The sequence below is a fragment of the uncultured Intestinimonas sp. genome (assembly GCF_944387245.1).
In the GTDB taxonomy this organism is placed as follows: domain Bacteria; phylum Bacillota; class Clostridia; order Oscillospirales; family Oscillospiraceae; genus Intestinimonas.
Genome location: NZ_CALXEE010000056.1, coordinates 1 through 14,742, shown reverse-complemented (window position 1 = coordinate 14,742; position 14,742 = coordinate 1). Strand labels below are relative to the sequence as shown.

Here is a 14,742-nt window from a genome sequence, read left to right as displayed (position 1 = left end):
CCTTTTTCTGTTCTGTTCCGGCGGACGGCTCAGACCCGCTTCCACACGGCGCCGCCGGGCACGTCGGTGACTTCGATTCCCTTTACCTTCAGCTCATCGCGGATGGCGTCGGCCTCGGCAAAGTTCTTGGCCTTCTTGGCCTCCCCCCGGCGGAGGACCAGGGCGTCGATCTCGGCATCCCCCCCACCGGTGACGGTGTAGCCACCGGCGGAGGCGGTGGTGGTGGTCTTGGCCTGCTCGGCCCGCTTGGCCTCCGCCTTCTCCAGGAGGTCCAGGCCCAGCACCTGGTCGAACCGCCCCACCAGGGCGGCCTTGTCGGCGTCGCTCAGGTCCTTGGCCTTGAGGACGTCGTAGAGGCGGGTGACAGCCAGGGAGGTGTTGAGGTCGTTGCCCAGGGCCTCCCGGAAGGCGGTGTCGTACTTGGCCATGGCGGCCTCGTCGGCGGCCCCCTCCGGCTTGAGGGCGGCCACCCGGCCCACCAGCTTCTCATAGGCGGCCTTGGCGTTGTCCAGATTCTCGTAGGAGAAGACCAGGGCCTTCCGGTAGTGGGACTGGAGGCAGAAGAGGCGGTAGACCAGGGGGTCGTAGCCCTTCTCCTCCAGGGTGGAGACGGTGGTAAACTCACCCTTGGACTTGCTCATCTTGCCGCCGACAGTGTCCAGGTGGGCGATGTGGACCCAGTACTTGCACCAGGGGTGGCCAAGATAGGCCTCGGACTGGGCGATCTCATTGGTGTGGTGGGGGAAGGCATTGTCCACGCCGCCGCAGTGGATGTCCAGGTACTCCCCCAGGTACTTCATGGAGATGCAGGAGCACTCGATGTGCCAGCCGGGATAGCCCACGCCCCAGGGGGAGTCCCACTTCAGGGCCTGGTCCTCAAACTTGCTCTTGGTGAACCACAGGACAAAGTCGGTCTTGTTCCGCTTGTTCTCATCGGCCTCCACGCCCTCCCGGACACCCACCGCCAGGTCCTCCTCGTCGTGGTCGTTGAAGACGTAGTAGTGGTCCAGCTTGGAGGTGTCGAAGTAGACGTTGCCGCCGGCAAAGTAGGCGTAGCCGGTGTCCATCAGCTTGGTGATGACCTTGATATAGCTGTCGATCATGCCGGTGGCGGGCTGGACCACGTCGGGATACTTGATGTTGAGCTTCTTGCAGTCGGCAAAGAAGGCGTCGGTGTAGAACTGGGCGATCTCCATGACGGTCTTGTGCTCCCGCTGGGCACCCTTGAGCATCTTGTCCTCGCCGGTGTCGGCGTCGGAGGACAAGTGGCCCACGTCCGTGATATTCATGACCCGGGTCACGTCATAGCCGTCGTACCGGAGGAACTTCTCCAGCACGTCCTCCATGAGGTAGCTGCGCAGGTTGCCGATGTGGGCAAAGTGGTAGACGGTGGGGCCGCAGGTGTACATGCTCACCTTGCCGGGGGTGTGGGGGACAAAGTCCTCCCGGGTATGGGACGCGGAATTATACAGTTTCATAGCGGTCTGACTCCTTATCTGTTCTCCATTCTATGTTGTTCATCAATATAATTTTCCAGCCACTCCAGCCGGGAGGAGAGGGCCTGGAGCTCCTTCTGCACTGGGTCGGTAACGTGGATCTGATCCACGGAGGAGGCGAAGTCCACCTTCTCACCGGCGATACGCACCACCCGTGCGGGGACGCCCACAGCGGTGGCCTGGGGCGGGATCTCGCTTAAAACCACGGCGTTGGCGGCGATGCGGGCGCCGTCCCCCACCTTGAAGGGGCCCAGCACCTTGGCCCCGGCGGACACCATCACATTGTTGCCCAGGGTGGGATGGCGCTTGCCGTGGTCCTTGCCGGTGCCGCCCAGGGTGACCCCGTGGTAGATGAGGCAGTCGTCCCCGATCTCGGTGGTCTCGCCGATGACGATGCCCATGCCGTGGTCGATGACGAAGCGGCGTCCGATCTGGGCGCCGGGGTGGATCTCGATGCCGGTGAGGTGCCGGGCGATCTGGGAATTGAGCCGGGCCAGGAAGAAGAGCTTATGGCGGTAGAGCCAGTGGGACACCCGATGAAAGATGATGGCGTGGACGCCGGGGTAGAGGAGAAAGATCTCCAGCTTGCTCCTGGCCGCCGGGTCGCGGGCCTGATAGGCGCCCAGGGTCTCTGAAAGTCGTTTGAACATGGGGTACCTCCCGTTCTATGTGGGTTTGGGCCAGACGCAAAAACGCCTCTCATGCCCGAAGGCATGAGAGGCGCCGTTGATCCACGTACGCGGTTCCACTCTCGTTTCTCGCTCGCGGGCCGTTAACGGGGCCTGGCCGTGGGGCATTACGCCCCCGCGCTCCCGGATGCACTTCACGCGGGACTGCCGTAAGACCGCTTTCAGCCGGTGACGGTCTCTCTCTTTCCGGTACGCTCCCCCGCGCTACTCTTTCCGTTCCTCGCGCCGGTTTCTCCTATGTCTCTAGTATATTATCATGTTCCGGAAAACGTGTCAAGGCATCCCCGATGGGGACGCCTTGATGAGTTTTACATATCTCGGAGCACCTTGCGGAAGAAGAGGACCACCCCGACCACAGCGAACAGAAGACCGGTGAGCAGGATGGCCACCGTCATAAATGCATAGAAGACAATGGCATCGTCCACCCACATACCACCTGTGCGCAAATTGTATGCAGATCTGAACCACATTCCGAAAACAGGTGCACACCACATCAGCAGAAGCCCACCGAAAACACTCAATCCGGACCACCACTTCCAGAGAGTTCTCTCCCGGCCCTGTCCCTCCAGAGAGGTCTGGGAAACTTCCGGAGCGGAGAGCAGCTCGGCCTCCGCCTCACCGCCGTCCCGGACCAGCTTTACGGTGGCCCGAGAGCCCAGCCGTTTCAGAAAGACTAAAACCTCGCTTCGTGTCAATCCCCGCCCGAGGAGGACCGGCGGCGCACTGAGCAGCGTCTCGGCCTGTTCCCGGTCCTCCAGCTTGCTTGTCTCCTGTATCAGCTGAACCAGGCCCTCGTAGTCCGTATTTGCGGAGAGAAGTACCAGGGCAAACCGTTCCTCTTGGGCTCGTTTCAGGGATGCGCCACAGTGGATACAGACGGCGACATGCTCTGATACCTCCCTGCCGCACTCCGGACAATAGATCAATGCCATTTCCATGCCTCCTTTCACCATTCTATATCGTTTGAGCCGTTTGGAATGTGACAAGCCTACTCAGATTTTTTCCATTATTCTGTCACATCTTGCCCGGCTCAGGCGATGTATGATATGATGAAACCACAAAGAGACAGCAAAGGAGGAATATCTATGGCCCTCATCCACTGCCCTGAGTGCGGCAAGGAGGTCTCCAACCAGGCCGCCGCCTGCATCCACTGCGGCTATCCCCTGTCCAAGGCCCAGGAGGAGCGCTTTGCCCTGGTGCTGCTCAGCCGCGACTCCGACTACGTCAGCACCATCCTTACCGTCCAGGAGCGGCTCCAGATCGACGACTACACCCAGGCCAAGAATCTGGTGGACCACCTCCCCGCCCTCCTCCGCCGGGATCTGAGCTATGACGCCGCCGTGGAGCTGGCCAGTTCCTTCCGTCCCAATGTCAAGCTGGTCCGGGACCGGGGGGAGACCGACGAGGCCCTTCTCACCGCTCCGGACATCCCGCTGCCCGACAGCCAGGAGAAGAAAGCGCAGGCCGGCCTGGGTTTTGGGGGAACAGTGGCGGCGGTTATCGTGGGCATTTTTGCCGCCGTCCTCCTGCTCTCCATCCTGTAAACCCCCGGGAGGTCGCTGCCTATGCCCTGGCGGCGATCCTCCCCGCCCTCCTCTACCTGCTGGGCAAAGCCCTTCTGCCCGCTCCCACCGGCCCCATCGGCCGCTTTTTGGTTTGGTACGGCTACGACATCCTGGCCGGTGTCTTCATCCTGGGCTTTTCCAATCTGCTGCTGGCCTGCTCCGGTCTGTCCTTCCACCTCCACCGTCCCGCCCACCTCTTTCCCTTCCTCCTCCTGTGCGGCGGGGTGTGGGAGGGCTTCGCCCCTGTGCTCAAGCCCTCCGCCGTCTTTGACTGGTACGACTTTGCCGCCTATCTGGCCGGCGGCGCCCTATATTATCTGCTAATCGGGCGCCATTTCCCGGGAAACAACGAAAGGACGTGATCCCATGGCCCTCACCAACTGCCCTGAGTGCGGCAAGGAAGTCTCCGACCTGGCTGTCGCCTGCATCCATTGCGGCTACCCCCCTCCGCGCCGCCGACCTCCCCGCCCGGTATGCCCTGATCCTGGTCGATCCCGGTCCCAACCCCGGCAAGACCGCCGCCATTCTCCACGACCGGCTGACTCTGACCCAGGCGGAGGCCCAGGCCCTTACCGAGGAGAGCCCAGCCGTGGCGGTCCAGGGACTCACCTGGAAGGAGGCCTGGGCCCTGAACGATGTCCTCCGCCACACCTGCACCTGCAAGGTGGTCCGGGACAAGTCGGTGTGGACCCCGGAGGCCGTTCGGGATACCGCCGCCGTAGACCTCACCCAAGAGCGGTCCCGGGCCTGGGCGGAACAGGCCGCCAGCCCCATGACCTTCTGGAAAACGGTAGGGACTATCCTGACCGCACTGCTGATCTGGACTGTGGTCACCTGGCTGCTGTTTTCCCTCTTCCACTCCTTCTGACAGGCGAAATACGCAAAAGGTCCCCGGCAGTTCACACGAACTGCCGGGGACCTTTTTCTCACTTGTTCCAGTTGAGGACGTCCCGGTTCTTGACAAAGTACTCCACGCCGGAGTAGAGGGTGGTGACCACAATGACGGCCACACACACCGTGTTGAGCCAGGCCGGGATGCTCAGCAGCATGATGCAGATACACACCATGGTGGAGGCGGTCTTTACCTTGCCGGACCAGCCGGCGGCGATGACACGGCCGTTGTCCACGGCCACCAGCCGGAGGCCGGTGACAGCAAACTCCCGGGCCACCACAATGAGGACAGCCCAAGCGGGCATCTGCCCACTCTCAATGAACCACAGCATGGCGGAGACCACCAGCAGCTTGTCTGCCAGGGGGTCCATAAACTTGCCGAAGTCGGTGATCTGGTTGTAGTGCCGGGCCACATAGCCGTCGATGAAGTCTGTGATACTGGCCAGGATAAAGATGGCCAAGGCAATGTAATGGTTATAGGGCGGGATGACCAGGTACAAAACCGCCAGGAAGATGGGGATCATGACCACTCGGGTCATGGTGAGTTTGTTGGCTGTATTCATGGTATCACTCCTCGATCTCGCCGGTCAGGTCCCCGTCGGACACACCGGTGATACGCACATTGACAAAGGTCCCGGCGGGCACGGTACCGGCGGCGGTGAAGTACACGTGGCCGTCGATGTCGGGGGAGTCGGCATAGGTCCGACCCGACCAGCAGCCCATGTCGGCGTCAAAGCCCTCGCAAAGGACCTCCATGACGGTGCCCAACCGGTCCTCGTTCCAGCGGTCCATGACCCGGGACTGGAGGTCCACCAGCAGCTCGGCCCGGTGCTGCGCCACGTCGGCGGGGACCTGGTCGGCCATTTTGGCAGCAGGGGTGCCCTCCTCGCAGGAGAAAGGGAAAACCCCCGCCCGCTGGAAATCCAGCGCGGGGAGACGCTGGCAGAGCTCTTCGAACTCGGCCTCCCCCTCGCCGGGGAAGCCCACAATAATGGAGGTGCGCAGTACCAGATCGGGCATCTTGGCCCGCAGCTTGGACACCGCCTCAGTGATGAGGGCGCTGTCCCCCCGGCGGTTCATGGACTTGAGGATCTTGTCGCTCATGTGCTGGATGGGGATGTCCAGGTATTTGACGATCTTGGGCTCTCGAGCGATGACATCGATGAGCTCGTCGTCGATCTCGTCGGGGTAGAGGTAGTGGAGCCGCACCCAGTGGAAGGGCATTTTGCAAAGCTCGGTGAGGAGCTCGGCCAAACGGCGGCGGCCGTAGAGGTCGGTGCCGTACCGGGTGATGTCCTGGGCGATGACCAGCAGTTCCTTTACCCCACTGTCCGCCAGGCCTTTTGCCTCCTCCAGCAGGGACCCGAAGTCCCGGCTGCGGTAGCGGCCCCGGAGATAGGGAATGATGCAGTAGGCGCAGCGGTTGTCGCAGCCCTCGGCGATCTTCAGATAGGCGGTATAGGGGGGCGTGGACACCATACGCTTGCCGTCCTCGATGGTGTGGTCGATGTCACCAAAGTAAGTGGGGGTGTCCCCCTCCATCACAGACTGGATAGCAGGGACGATGTCGGTGTAGCTGCCGGTGCCCAGGATGCCGTCCACCTCGGGCAGCTCCTCCATGATCTCATCCTGGTAGCGCTGGGTGAGGCAGCCGGCCACCAGCAGCTTCTTTAGCTTTCCGGCACTTTTCAGCGGGGCGATGGACAAAATGGTGTCGATGGCCTCACTTTTGGCGGAGTCAATAAAACCGCAGGTGTTGACCACCGCCACGTCGGCCCCCTCGGGCTCCCCGGTGACGGTGTAGCCCGCCTCCCGGCACAGAGCCATCATCTGCTCCGTGTTCACCAGATTCTTGGCACAGCCCAGGGATACGAATGCAACTTTCAAGTGGATGCTCTCCTTCTTTATTCAGATCAGAGGAAGACGCAGCGCCCTTCCCGGCGGGGCGGCATCTTGGGGGACTGGTCGGGATAGCCCAGGGCAATGGCGGAGACAAACTCGCCCTTCCCGGGGGCATATTTGGCCTGGAGCTCGGGGCCGAAGCCCATGCGCTGGGCCGCCGACATCCAGCAGGAGCCGACGCCTTTCTCCCAGGCGGCCAGCATCAGGTTTTCAATGGCGGCAGAGACGCTCTGCATGGCGCCGTCCCGGTCGGGGAAGTTGTCCTTGAGGAAGAAGGCCAGCACTACAGCCGGGGCCCCGCCCAGACTCACCAGGAAGCTCTCGGTCTCCTGGATGGTCTCCGGATTTTTCTTGAACCGGTCCTCCAGCACCGGGTGGAATGCCACCATGACCCGGCGCATCACCTCCCGGAACTCCGCCATCTTTTCCGGGCTCTGGATGACGACAAAATACCAGTGCTGCATGTTGATGGCCGACGGGGCACAGCAGGCCGCCGCCAGGATCTCCTCTAGGGTCTCGCGGGGGATGGGATCGCTCTTGTACTTGCGGATACTGCGTCGGGTCAGCAGACATTCCATAGCATTCATGTTTCATCCTCCTCCAGTGATGCGTCATAGCGGCGCAATGCCGCGCTGATGTCGGTCCAGTGATAGCCCCTGCGGGCCAGGGCGTCGGAGACCCGCTTGAGCTCCCGGCGGTCGGTGATCCGTCCGCGGAGCCTCTGGCGCAGAAAGGCGTCAATGGCCTCCGACGGGTCGTCCAGGTCCGCCAGGACTTCGTCCCAATATTCCCGGGGCACCCCCCGTCGGCGCAGCTCCTCCCGGAGCCGGTAGGGACCGTAGCCCTTGGTGGAATAGTGCCGCACCAGGGTCTCGGCATAGGTACGGTCGTTGAGAAGCCCCAGCCGCTCCAGCTCGTCGGCCACCGCCCCGGCCTCTTCCTCCGTGGCGTCGGCCCGCTCCACCAGCCGGTCGGTAAGCTCCTTACGGGACATGGGACGGGTGGTGAGCAGGCTCAGCGCCCGGTCCTTTAGGCCGCTCTCCCGGGCAGCATTTTCCAGGGCGTTCTTCTCCTCCGCCGTGAGCTCCTTGCCCACATACAGGGAGAAGGTCACCACCTCCCGCTCGCCGATGCGGAGGAGCTCTCCGCTGTCCAGTTGGACCAGGATGCGGCCTTTTTTATGCTTGGATGCGGAGAGCTTACTGATCCGCATCCTCGAAATCCTCGGCGGTCACGTCTACCGCCCGTCCGGCGGCTTTAGCGGCCGCCTTGGCCTGGGTGGGCAGTAGCTTGTAGGAATTGGCCCGGATGTCGGCCTCCAGCTGCTCGGCCACCTCGGGGTTGTCCAGCAGGTATTGCTTGGCAGCCTCCTTGCCCTGGCCCATGCGGGTCTCCCCCATGGCAAACCAGGAGCCCGACTTCTGCACCAGGTCCAGCTGGACGCCCAGGTCGATGAGTTCACCGGTCTTGGCAATGCCCTGGCCGAACATGATGTCGAACTCCGCCTGCCGGAAGGGGGGCGCCACCTTGTTCTTGACCACCTTCACCCGGACGTGGTTGCCGATCATCTCGGAGCCGTTCTTCAGCGTCTCCACCTTCCGCACGTCCATACGAACGGAGGCGTAGAACTTCAGGGCCCGGCCGCCGGTGGTGACCTCCGGATTGCCGTACATGACGCCCACCTTTTCCCGCAGCTGGTTGATGAAGATGACGATGCAGTTGGTCTTGGCGATGGAGCCGGCCAGTTTCCGCAGAGCCTGGCTCATGAGCCGGGCCAGAAGGCCCACATGGGAGTCGCCCATGTCGCCCTCGATCTCCGCCTTGGGGGTGAGGGCGGCCACAGAGTCCACCACCACCACGTCGATGGCGCCAGAGCGGACCAGTGCCTCACAGATCTCCAGGCCCTGCTCACCGGTGTCGGGCTGGGAGATGAGCATGGAGTCGATGTCCACCCCCAGGGCCCGGGCGTAGGAGGGGTCCAGGGCGTGCTCGGCGTCAATGAAGGCCACCTCGCCCCCCCTCTTCTGGGCCTCGGCCACGATGTGGAGGGCCAGGGTGGTCTTACCGGAGGACTCGGGGCCGTAGATCTCGATGATCCTCCCCCGGGGCACGCCGCCGATGCCCAGGGCCAGGTCCAGGGACAGGGAACCGGTAGGAATGGCCTCCACCACTACGCTGGCGTTCTCTCCCAGGCGCATGATGGAGCCCTTGCCGTAGGTCCGCTCAATCTGGGCCATACAGGTCTCAAGGGCCTTTTTCTTATCGCTGGCGGGGGCGGCCGCCTCAACTATGGATTTCTTTTTATCTGCCAAACTACTTCACTCCGTTCTCTGTGCCGGCAGCGCCGGCGTCAATGGTTGGCGGTCCCCTCCACTACACGCCAGATGCCCTGGGTGTCCTGGTGGGTGACAATATTTTCAAATCCGTTCTGGGCCATGATCTTCTCCACATCGGCTGCCTGTCCGATGCCCACCTCGAAGATGAGACTGCCGCCCAGCCGCAGGGCGGTGCCCCAACGCTGGGCGATGGCCCGGTAAAAGTCCAGCCCGTCCAGGCCGCCATCCAGGGCGGCCCAGGGCTCATAGTCCCGCACCGACATATCCAGATCGGGCAGATCCTTGTGGGGGATGTAGGGTGGATTGCAGGCAATGACGTCAAAATCCCACAGGCTGGCCGCCGGTGCCTGGGTGGCGTCGGCCTGGACGCAGGTCACCCGGGCGTTGAGGTTGTTGCGGCGGACGTTCTGCTTGCAGATGCGCAGGGCCGCCTCGGAGAGGTCGGCCAGCACCACCCGGCAGTTGGGTGCGTGAGCGGCCACCGCCAGGCCCACACAGCCGCTTCCGGCGCACAGGTCCAGCACCCGGGCGCCCTCTCCCGCCGCCTTGGCCAGCAGGATGGCCCGCTCGGCCAGCACCTCGGTATCGGACCGGGGAATGAGCACGTCCCTGGAGATGTCCAGGGGCAGACCGTAAAACTCCCACTCCCCGATGATGTAAGCCACCGGCTCCCCGGCCAGACGCCGTTGGGTCAGCTCTTCCACCTTCTCCTCCACCTCTTTGGAGGCGTAAAGAGACAGATCCCGGAAAAACTGCTCCCGGGTCTTATCGGCGGCAAAACACACCAGTTCCCGGGCCTCCAGCTGGGCCATTTCCACCCCATGGGCCCGCAGGCGTTTTCGGGTATCCAGGTATAGATTGTTGTAGGTGGTCGCCATAGAATCACCCTCTGTCTGTGATGATATCAGCGTTTTCCCAGGTCTTACCACTGATCCTTTCCCTTTTCCTTCGGCAGGACCTGCTTAAGGGCCTCGATGCCCACCTCGATCATGGAGTCGTCGGGCTCAAAGGTGGTCCAGCGCTGGATGGCCATGCCCGGCCGACGGACGGCCCGGCACAGCAGGTTGTCGTGTCCGCCCACATAGCGGTTGATCTCCCAGGTGAGGCCCACCACCACCGGCAGCAGGGCCAGGTGGACCAGGGTCCGCAGCCAGGGGTTGGTGAAGTGCCAGAAGGAGAAAACGATGCTGGAGAGCAGGATGGACACCACGATGACCACGAAGAGGAAGCTGGTGCCGCAGCGGGGATGGTGCTTGGGCTGGATGCGGACGTTCTCCACGGTGAGCTCCAGGCCCTTCTCGTAGCAGAAGATGGTCTTGTGCTCGGCGCCGTGGTAGGAGAACACCCTTCGGATGCTCGTGGTTTTGGAGCACAAAATCAGGTAGCCCAGAAAGATGACCACCCGCGTGGCCCCCTCCACCAGGTTACGGACCCACAGCGGGATATTGGGGAAAAACCACATGACGCCGCCGGACAGGAGCGTGGGGAGCACGAAGAAAAGGCCCACGGAGAAGGCCATGCCGATGATGACCGCCAGGGTGGTGAAGAAGGCCATGGCCTTCTCGCTGCCCAGCTTCTCGTCCAGCCACTTCTCGAAGCGGGAGGGCTCCTCCGGCTCGTCGTCCTCGGGGTAAAATTCCGCCGAATACATCAGAGCGGTGACGCCGGTATACATGGACACACAGAAGTTGACCACACCCCGGATGAAAGGCCAGCCCAGGACAGGATGGCGGTCCTTGATGAGCTTGCGCTCCTCGGTCTTGACCTCCAGCCCCCCGTCGGGGCGGCGGACCACGATGGATTTCTTGTCGGGACCCATCATCATGATCCCTTCGATGAGTGCCTGCCCGCCGATCATGGTACGGAAGGGCGTGGCGCAGGCCTGGCTCTGTTTTTCTGCCATGGATTCAGGTTCTCCTCTGATTGATAAAGATCTTCAGCCCCGATACAGAAAGTGGGGGCCAATCGGCCCAACTTCCATCATAACAAAGGAGGTTGGGAAAAGCAAGAGGAAATCGAACTAATGTTCCATTTCTCCAGTTCAGCCGCTCATTGGCAGCCGGATGGTGACGATGCAGCCGCCGCCCTCGGCGTTGCCGATGTCCAGGCGGCCATTGTGGCGGGTGATGATCTCTTCACAGACCGCCAGGCCGATGCCGGAGCCTCTGGCCTTGGAGCTGCCCTTGTAGAACTTATATTTGACGTGGGGGAGCTCATCCTCCGGGATACCGGGACCGTAGTCCCGGATAGTGATGACCACCGCATCCTCCTCCCCGCGGATGGCGGTATCGATACGCTTGCCGGAGCCGCCGTGCTTGGCAGCATTGTCCAGCAGGTTGCAGAAAACCTGGCGCATCCGCTCCGGGTCGCCGGGGATGGGCGGAAATTCCTCTTCGCAGTCAGTATGGGTGAGGGTGATCCCCTCCCGGCGGAAGAATTCGGTGTAGGTGTAAACAGCATCCTCCAATTCAGCCTTGATATCCATGGGCTCCACTGACAAAGTAAATCGGCCATCCTCGATACGAGAGAATTCCAGCAGCTCCTCCACCATATTGGTGAGCCGCCTGGCCTCGGAGACGATGATCCCCATGCCCTTCTTTACGTCGGCGGCATCCCGGACCTCGCCGTTCATGATGGTCTCGGCCCAGCCGTTGATGGCGGTGAGAGGGGTGCGCAGCTCGTGGGACACGGAGGAGATGAACTCCGACTTCATCTTCTCCGACTGGTCGATCTTCAGGGACATATCGTTGATGGCGTCGGTGAGGTCGCCCACCTCGTCATCGTACTTCTTCTCCATCTGGATGCCGTAAGAGCCGGCGGCGATGCGCTTGGCGGTCTCGGTGACGGCGGTGACCGGCTCCACGATGGAGCGGACAAAATAGAGATTGGAGAAAGAGACCAGCAGCACGATGGCAGCGCCGACGAGGAGGGCCACCGCCACAATCTTGGCCACCTGGAGGTCACAGCGGTTCAGGGAGGTCACCATACGGATGACACCCAGCAGCGTACCGTTCCGGCTGACCACCGGCATGGACACCGACATGATCCGCTCCCCTGTGTCCGGAGCGGTGCCGGTCCAGGGGGTGAGCACCCGCTGTTCGATGGCTCCCGTCACGTCTGGCGTACCGGGGTAGGAGCCGGGAATGGTCAAATCGTTGGTGGATTGATCGATGCTTCCGGCGGGATTGATGATCTGCAGTTCCAGGCGGTCCTTATCGGCAAAGGTGCTCACGTAATCGTTGGCCGTCTGGAGATATTCACTCTGGGTCATGGCGCTGCTAAAAAAAGGCAGGGCCGCAGTGACCCGGGACTTGAGTCCCGTACTCATGGTGGAGTAAAAATAACTGGCGATAGCGGCGGAAAAGGCTGCCACAGCGAAGAGCACGATGAGCAGCACGGCGGAGATACTGTTGAGCATCCACCGCTTCCGGATTCCCTTCATCTTTGCCACAGTCACTCCGCCTCCTCTCTATTACGCTCAATTTAAGGTCAGAATCCCCACTTGTACCCATAACCCCATACTGTTGTAATATAAGTGGGGTTTGTCGGGTCGTCCTCGATTTTGATACGCAGGCGGCGGATGTTCACGTCCACCGTCTTCAGTTCGCCGAAGGAGTCCCGGCCCCACACGGTATCCAGGATCTCATCCCGTGAGAGCGCCTTACCCGGATTGTCCATGAAGAGCTTCATGATGGAATACTCCACCTGAGTGAGCTTCACCCGCTGGCCATTTTTCTCCAGCGTCCGGTTCCGGGTGTTCAATAGGAAGGGAGGCTGGCTGATCTCACCGCTGTCTACCTCCACATCCCCGCCGGTGCGGCGGTAGAGGGCGTCCACCCGGGCGGTGAGCTCCGCCGGTGAAAAGGGCTTGGTCACATAGTCGTCGGCCCCCGTCATGAGTCCGGTCACCTTGTCCATCTCCTGGGTCCGGGCGGTGAGCATGATGATACCGATCTTGGAATCACTGGCCCGGATGCGGCGGCAGACCTCAAAGCCATCCATATCGTCGGGAAGCATAATGTCCAAAAGGGCCACTTTTATATCAGGGTTCCGGCGCAGCTGAGCCAGAGCCTCCTCACCGGTGCCCGCCTCGATGGTCTCATATCCCGCGCGCTTCAGATTGATGACCACGAAGCTGCGGATATTGGCCTCATCTTCTAATACCAGCACTTTTTTCAATGCAGAACACTCCCTTCCGTTGTGGATCTGGACTGTCTCCGCCGGACCTCCCCGGCCCGGCCGGAGCCTAAATCAAATGAAACAGAGCCTTGAGCCCCTCCTGATCCACGCCGCAATCCCACCCGCTGTCGGTGCGGAATTCTGCGGCATAGATCACATCGTCCTCCTCCAGCAGGACAAACCGGCCTTCCGCATTGGCCCGTGTCTTTCGGTTGGGGCCGGTGAGCTTGTAGATGGAGAGGAATGGCCTGGGCGCGGTATTTCCCTCACTCGGCTCCGCGGAGTAGGGGTAGAAGAGGACGCCCCGCTCCCCACTGCTGGTGTTGTCCAGTCGGGAAAGCGCCACCTGTCCCTGCCAGCGCTCCGGCATAACCAGATACCAGCCGTCCTCGCCGTTATAATAGGTGGTAGAGACCACCGTGGGATTTCCCTTCAGGTCGTACTGCATCCACTCGACCTGCCAGAAATCCAGACTGCTGACGGCATCCGGCGTGGGTAGGGCGGTAGGTCTGGGCACCTCCGGATAGCCATCGTTGTTGATGTCCTGAATCGAGATGCTGGTATTGAGCCGGAAGGTATCATCACTCATACCGGTGGAGGGATTCAAGGTGATATTCACCAGCTTGTCCTTCTGCCAGGTAAAAATATCGGTGATGATGCCGGTGATGAGATTGGAGGTCACAAAGATGGCCGGCTCAGCAATACCGTTGTTGTACAGGTAGCTGGCCATGGGCTTGGTATTGCTGGCCAGACCGGTTATCTTGCCCGACAGAGGTGCCGAACTGCGCAGCATCATCTGACCGGACTGGTAATCATAATAGTCGGCCTGATAGACGCTGTCCACCGTGTTGAGGGTAATCATGACAATTTCTTTCTGATTGTCCTTATCCATATCCCACAGCACATAGTCGGTATAGGATACCGCGGGCAGCAGCGTCTCCACCTCCGGCCCGGTGACCGAGAAGGCCTCCAGGCGGTAGATCTTGTCGCTCAGCCGCCAGCTCACCACCAGTTCCTTGTCCATGTGACCACTCGGACCGGTCTTACCGTCCAGATCCTCATAGGAGATGGAATTGATGGCGGGAGCATCCCCTTCAATGATGTTCCAGACCTCATAGGTCCCATCTGCCGTCTGGTGGTAGATGTAGATCTTCAGCGGGTCGGGATCGTCCGCACTGGTGGCGTGGAAGAAGGCAATGGCCTCCTGAACCCCATCCTCATCCAGATCCATGAGCTGAACGGGCTGGGTATTGGTACCGAACAGCGGACCAGCGTATTCAGCCCCCGCACTGCGCACCTTGTCAATCTGCTCCTGAAGATTTCTGTAATCCTCCGCTGCCTTGGGGACGGCGTAAAGCTCCTCGGGAGAGCTGAACGCACAGCCGCCAAGGCACAGAAGGACCACGGAGAGTATGACTGTCCCGATCCATTTCTTTCTCATTTCCGCCGCCTCCTTTCCGGGAACTGCCCGGCCGCCCGTGAGGACGCCTTCTCTCATGGGCAGCAATCTCGTATGTATCATCATACCATATTTCCCGCCAGTTTGGTATGGGATTTTTTAATTTTCTCCGCCACGTCAAAAATCCACTCTTGCAGTCTCGGCCAACCTTGTGTATAATAATCTCTGCACCTATATCGTCCACGCCGGTATGATGGAATTGGTAGACGTGACGGACTCAAAATC

Annotated in this window: 16 protein-coding genes; 3 read left to right on the top strand and 13 right to left on the bottom strand. The window is 61.3% G+C overall.

The features are described from left to right. Nucleotides 1-29 precede the first annotated feature (29 nt). The 3 genes from cysS to Q0K15_RS08090 all read right to left on the bottom strand — a co-directional run bounded on the left by cysS (nt 30) and on the right by Q0K15_RS08090 (nt 3,117). The gene (gene cysS, locus Q0K15_RS08100) at nt 30-1,478 is read right to left on the bottom strand and encodes a cysteine--tRNA ligase (protein WP_294515061.1); all 1,449 of its coding nucleotides are present in this window, start codon (nt 1,476-1,478) and stop codon (nt 30-32) included. Nucleotides 1,479-1,492: 14 nt separating this feature from the next. After that, on the bottom strand, nt 1,493-2,146 hold the full coding sequence (gene epsC, locus Q0K15_RS08095) for a serine O-acetyltransferase EpsC (RefSeq protein WP_227605098.1): 654 nt from the start codon (nt 2,144-2,146) through the stop codon (nt 1,493-1,495). 347 nt (nt 2,147-2,493) lie between these two features. Further along, the gene (locus tag Q0K15_RS08090; protein ID WP_294515060.1) at nt 2,494-3,117 is read right to left on the bottom strand and encodes a zinc ribbon domain-containing protein; all 624 of its coding nucleotides are present in this window, start codon (nt 3,115-3,117) and stop codon (nt 2,494-2,496) included. Between the two features lie 153 nt (nt 3,118-3,270). Between Q0K15_RS08090 and Q0K15_RS08085 the strand changes: the two genes are divergently transcribed. The 3 genes from Q0K15_RS08085 (at nt 3,271) to Q0K15_RS08075 (ending at nt 4,618) form a co-directional block, all read left to right on the top strand. Beyond that, complete coding sequence (locus Q0K15_RS08085) at nt 3,271-3,729, top strand: zinc ribbon domain-containing protein (protein WP_294515059.1); 459 nt, start codon at nt 3,271-3,273, stop codon at nt 3,727-3,729. A 107-nt stretch (nt 3,730-3,836) separates the two neighbouring features. Beyond that, entirely contained in the window at nt 3,837-4,112 is a 276-nt protein-coding gene (locus Q0K15_RS08080) for a hypothetical protein (RefSeq protein WP_294515057.1), read from the top strand. Beyond that, complete coding sequence (locus tag Q0K15_RS08075) at nt 4,109-4,618, top strand: hypothetical protein (protein ID WP_294515055.1); 510 nt, start codon at nt 4,109-4,111, stop codon at nt 4,616-4,618. Before Q0K15_RS08080 ends, Q0K15_RS08075 begins: the two co-directional genes overlap by 4 nt. Nucleotides 4,619-4,676: 58 nt before the next feature. On the opposite strand, the gene pgsA is transcribed toward Q0K15_RS08075, so the two are convergent. The 10 genes from pgsA to Q0K15_RS08025 all read right to left on the bottom strand — a co-directional run bounded on the left by pgsA (nt 4,677) and on the right by Q0K15_RS08025 (nt 14,499). Continuing rightward, the gene (pgsA, locus tag Q0K15_RS08070; protein ID WP_294515052.1) at nt 4,677-5,204 is read right to left on the bottom strand and encodes a CDP-diacylglycerol--glycerol-3-phosphate 3-phosphatidyltransferase; all 528 of its coding nucleotides are present in this window, start codon (nt 5,202-5,204) and stop codon (nt 4,677-4,679) included. 4 nt (nt 5,205-5,208) lie between these two features. Continuing rightward, complete coding sequence (gene rimO / locus Q0K15_RS08065) at nt 5,209-6,528, bottom strand: 30S ribosomal protein S12 methylthiotransferase RimO (RefSeq protein WP_294515050.1); 1,320 nt, start codon at nt 6,526-6,528, stop codon at nt 5,209-5,211. Nucleotides 6,529-6,554: 26 nt separating this feature from the next. Beyond that, nucleotides 6,555-7,130, bottom strand: coding sequence for a nitroreductase family protein (locus Q0K15_RS08060; RefSeq protein WP_294515047.1), 576 nt, complete (start codon nt 7,128-7,130; stop codon nt 6,555-6,557). Continuing rightward, nucleotides 7,127-7,756, bottom strand: coding sequence for a regulatory protein RecX (locus Q0K15_RS08055; protein ID WP_294515045.1), 630 nt, complete (start codon nt 7,754-7,756; stop codon nt 7,127-7,129). The genes Q0K15_RS08060 and Q0K15_RS08055 overlap by 4 nt, the downstream gene beginning before the upstream one ends. Beyond that, nucleotides 7,743-8,855, bottom strand: a complete 1,113-nt coding sequence (recA, locus tag Q0K15_RS08050) for a recombinase RecA (RefSeq protein ID WP_294515043.1) — start codon at nt 8,853-8,855, stop codon at nt 7,743-7,745. Before recA ends, Q0K15_RS08055 begins: the two co-directional genes overlap by 14 nt. A 38-nt stretch (nt 8,856-8,893) precedes the next feature. Continuing rightward, complete coding sequence (gene prmC, locus Q0K15_RS08045) at nt 8,894-9,757, bottom strand: peptide chain release factor N(5)-glutamine methyltransferase (RefSeq protein ID WP_294515041.1); 864 nt, start codon at nt 9,755-9,757, stop codon at nt 8,894-8,896. A gap of 44 nt (nt 9,758-9,801) precedes the next feature. Beyond that, the gene (locus Q0K15_RS08040; RefSeq protein ID WP_294515039.1) at nt 9,802-10,782 is read right to left on the bottom strand and encodes a DUF1385 domain-containing protein; all 981 of its coding nucleotides are present in this window, start codon (nt 10,780-10,782) and stop codon (nt 9,802-9,804) included. A 138-nt stretch (nt 10,783-10,920) separates the two neighbouring features. Next, nucleotides 10,921-12,321 carry a HAMP domain-containing sensor histidine kinase gene (locus Q0K15_RS08035; RefSeq protein ID WP_294515063.1) on the bottom strand — a complete coding sequence of 467 codons (1,401 nt, stop codon included), beginning with the start codon at nt 12,319-12,321 and terminating at the stop codon, nt 10,921-10,923. Nucleotides 12,322-12,368: 47 nt separating this feature from the next. Then, nucleotides 12,369-13,058: a response regulator transcription factor gene (locus Q0K15_RS08030; RefSeq protein WP_130849401.1), complete on the bottom strand. Its 690-nt coding sequence runs from the start codon at nt 13,056-13,058 to the stop codon at nt 12,369-12,371. A 67-nt stretch (nt 13,059-13,125) separates the two neighbouring features. Next, nucleotides 13,126-14,499, bottom strand: a complete 1,374-nt coding sequence (locus tag Q0K15_RS08025; RefSeq protein ID WP_294515028.1) for a hypothetical protein — start codon at nt 14,497-14,499, stop codon at nt 13,126-13,128. Nucleotides 14,500-14,742 lie beyond the last annotated feature (243 nt).

Excerpts from the sequence above, each read along its gene's own strand:
- cysS (WP_294515061.1), bottom strand. The coding sequence starts at position 1,478 with ATGAAACTGTATAATTCCGCGTCCCATACCCGGGAGGACTTTGTCCCC.
- epsC (WP_227605098.1), bottom strand. The coding sequence starts at position 2,146 with ATGTTCAAACGACTTTCAGAGACCCTGGGCGCCTATCAGGCCCGCGAC.
- Q0K15_RS08090 (WP_294515060.1), bottom strand. The coding sequence starts at position 3,117 with ATGGCATTGATCTATTGTCCGGAGTGCGGCAGGGAGGTATCAGAGCAT.
- Q0K15_RS08085 (WP_294515059.1), top strand. The coding sequence starts at position 3,271 with ATGGCCCTCATCCACTGCCCTGAGTGCGGCAAGGAGGTCTCCAACCAG.
- pgsA (WP_294515052.1), bottom strand. The coding sequence starts at position 5,204 with ATGAATACAGCCAACAAACTCACCATGACCCGAGTGGTCATGATCCCC.
- Q0K15_RS08060 (WP_294515047.1), bottom strand. The coding sequence starts at position 7,130 with ATGAATGCTATGGAATGTCTGCTGACCCGACGCAGTATCCGCAAGTAC.
- Q0K15_RS08055 (WP_294515045.1), bottom strand. The coding sequence starts at position 7,756 with ATGCGGATCAGTAAGCTCTCCGCATCCAAGCATAAAAAAGGCCGCATC.
- prmC (WP_294515041.1), bottom strand. The coding sequence starts at position 9,757 with ATGGCGACCACCTACAACAATCTATACCTGGATACCCGAAAACGCCTG.
- Q0K15_RS08040 (WP_294515039.1), bottom strand. The coding sequence starts at position 10,782 with ATGGCAGAAAAACAGAGCCAGGCCTGCGCCACGCCCTTCCGTACCATG.
- Q0K15_RS08035 (WP_294515063.1), bottom strand. The coding sequence starts at position 12,321 with ATGAAGGGAATCCGGAAGCGGTGGATGCTCAACAGTATCTCCGCCGTG.
- Q0K15_RS08025 (WP_294515028.1), bottom strand. The coding sequence starts at position 14,499 with ATGAGAAAGAAATGGATCGGGACAGTCATACTCTCCGTGGTCCTTCTG.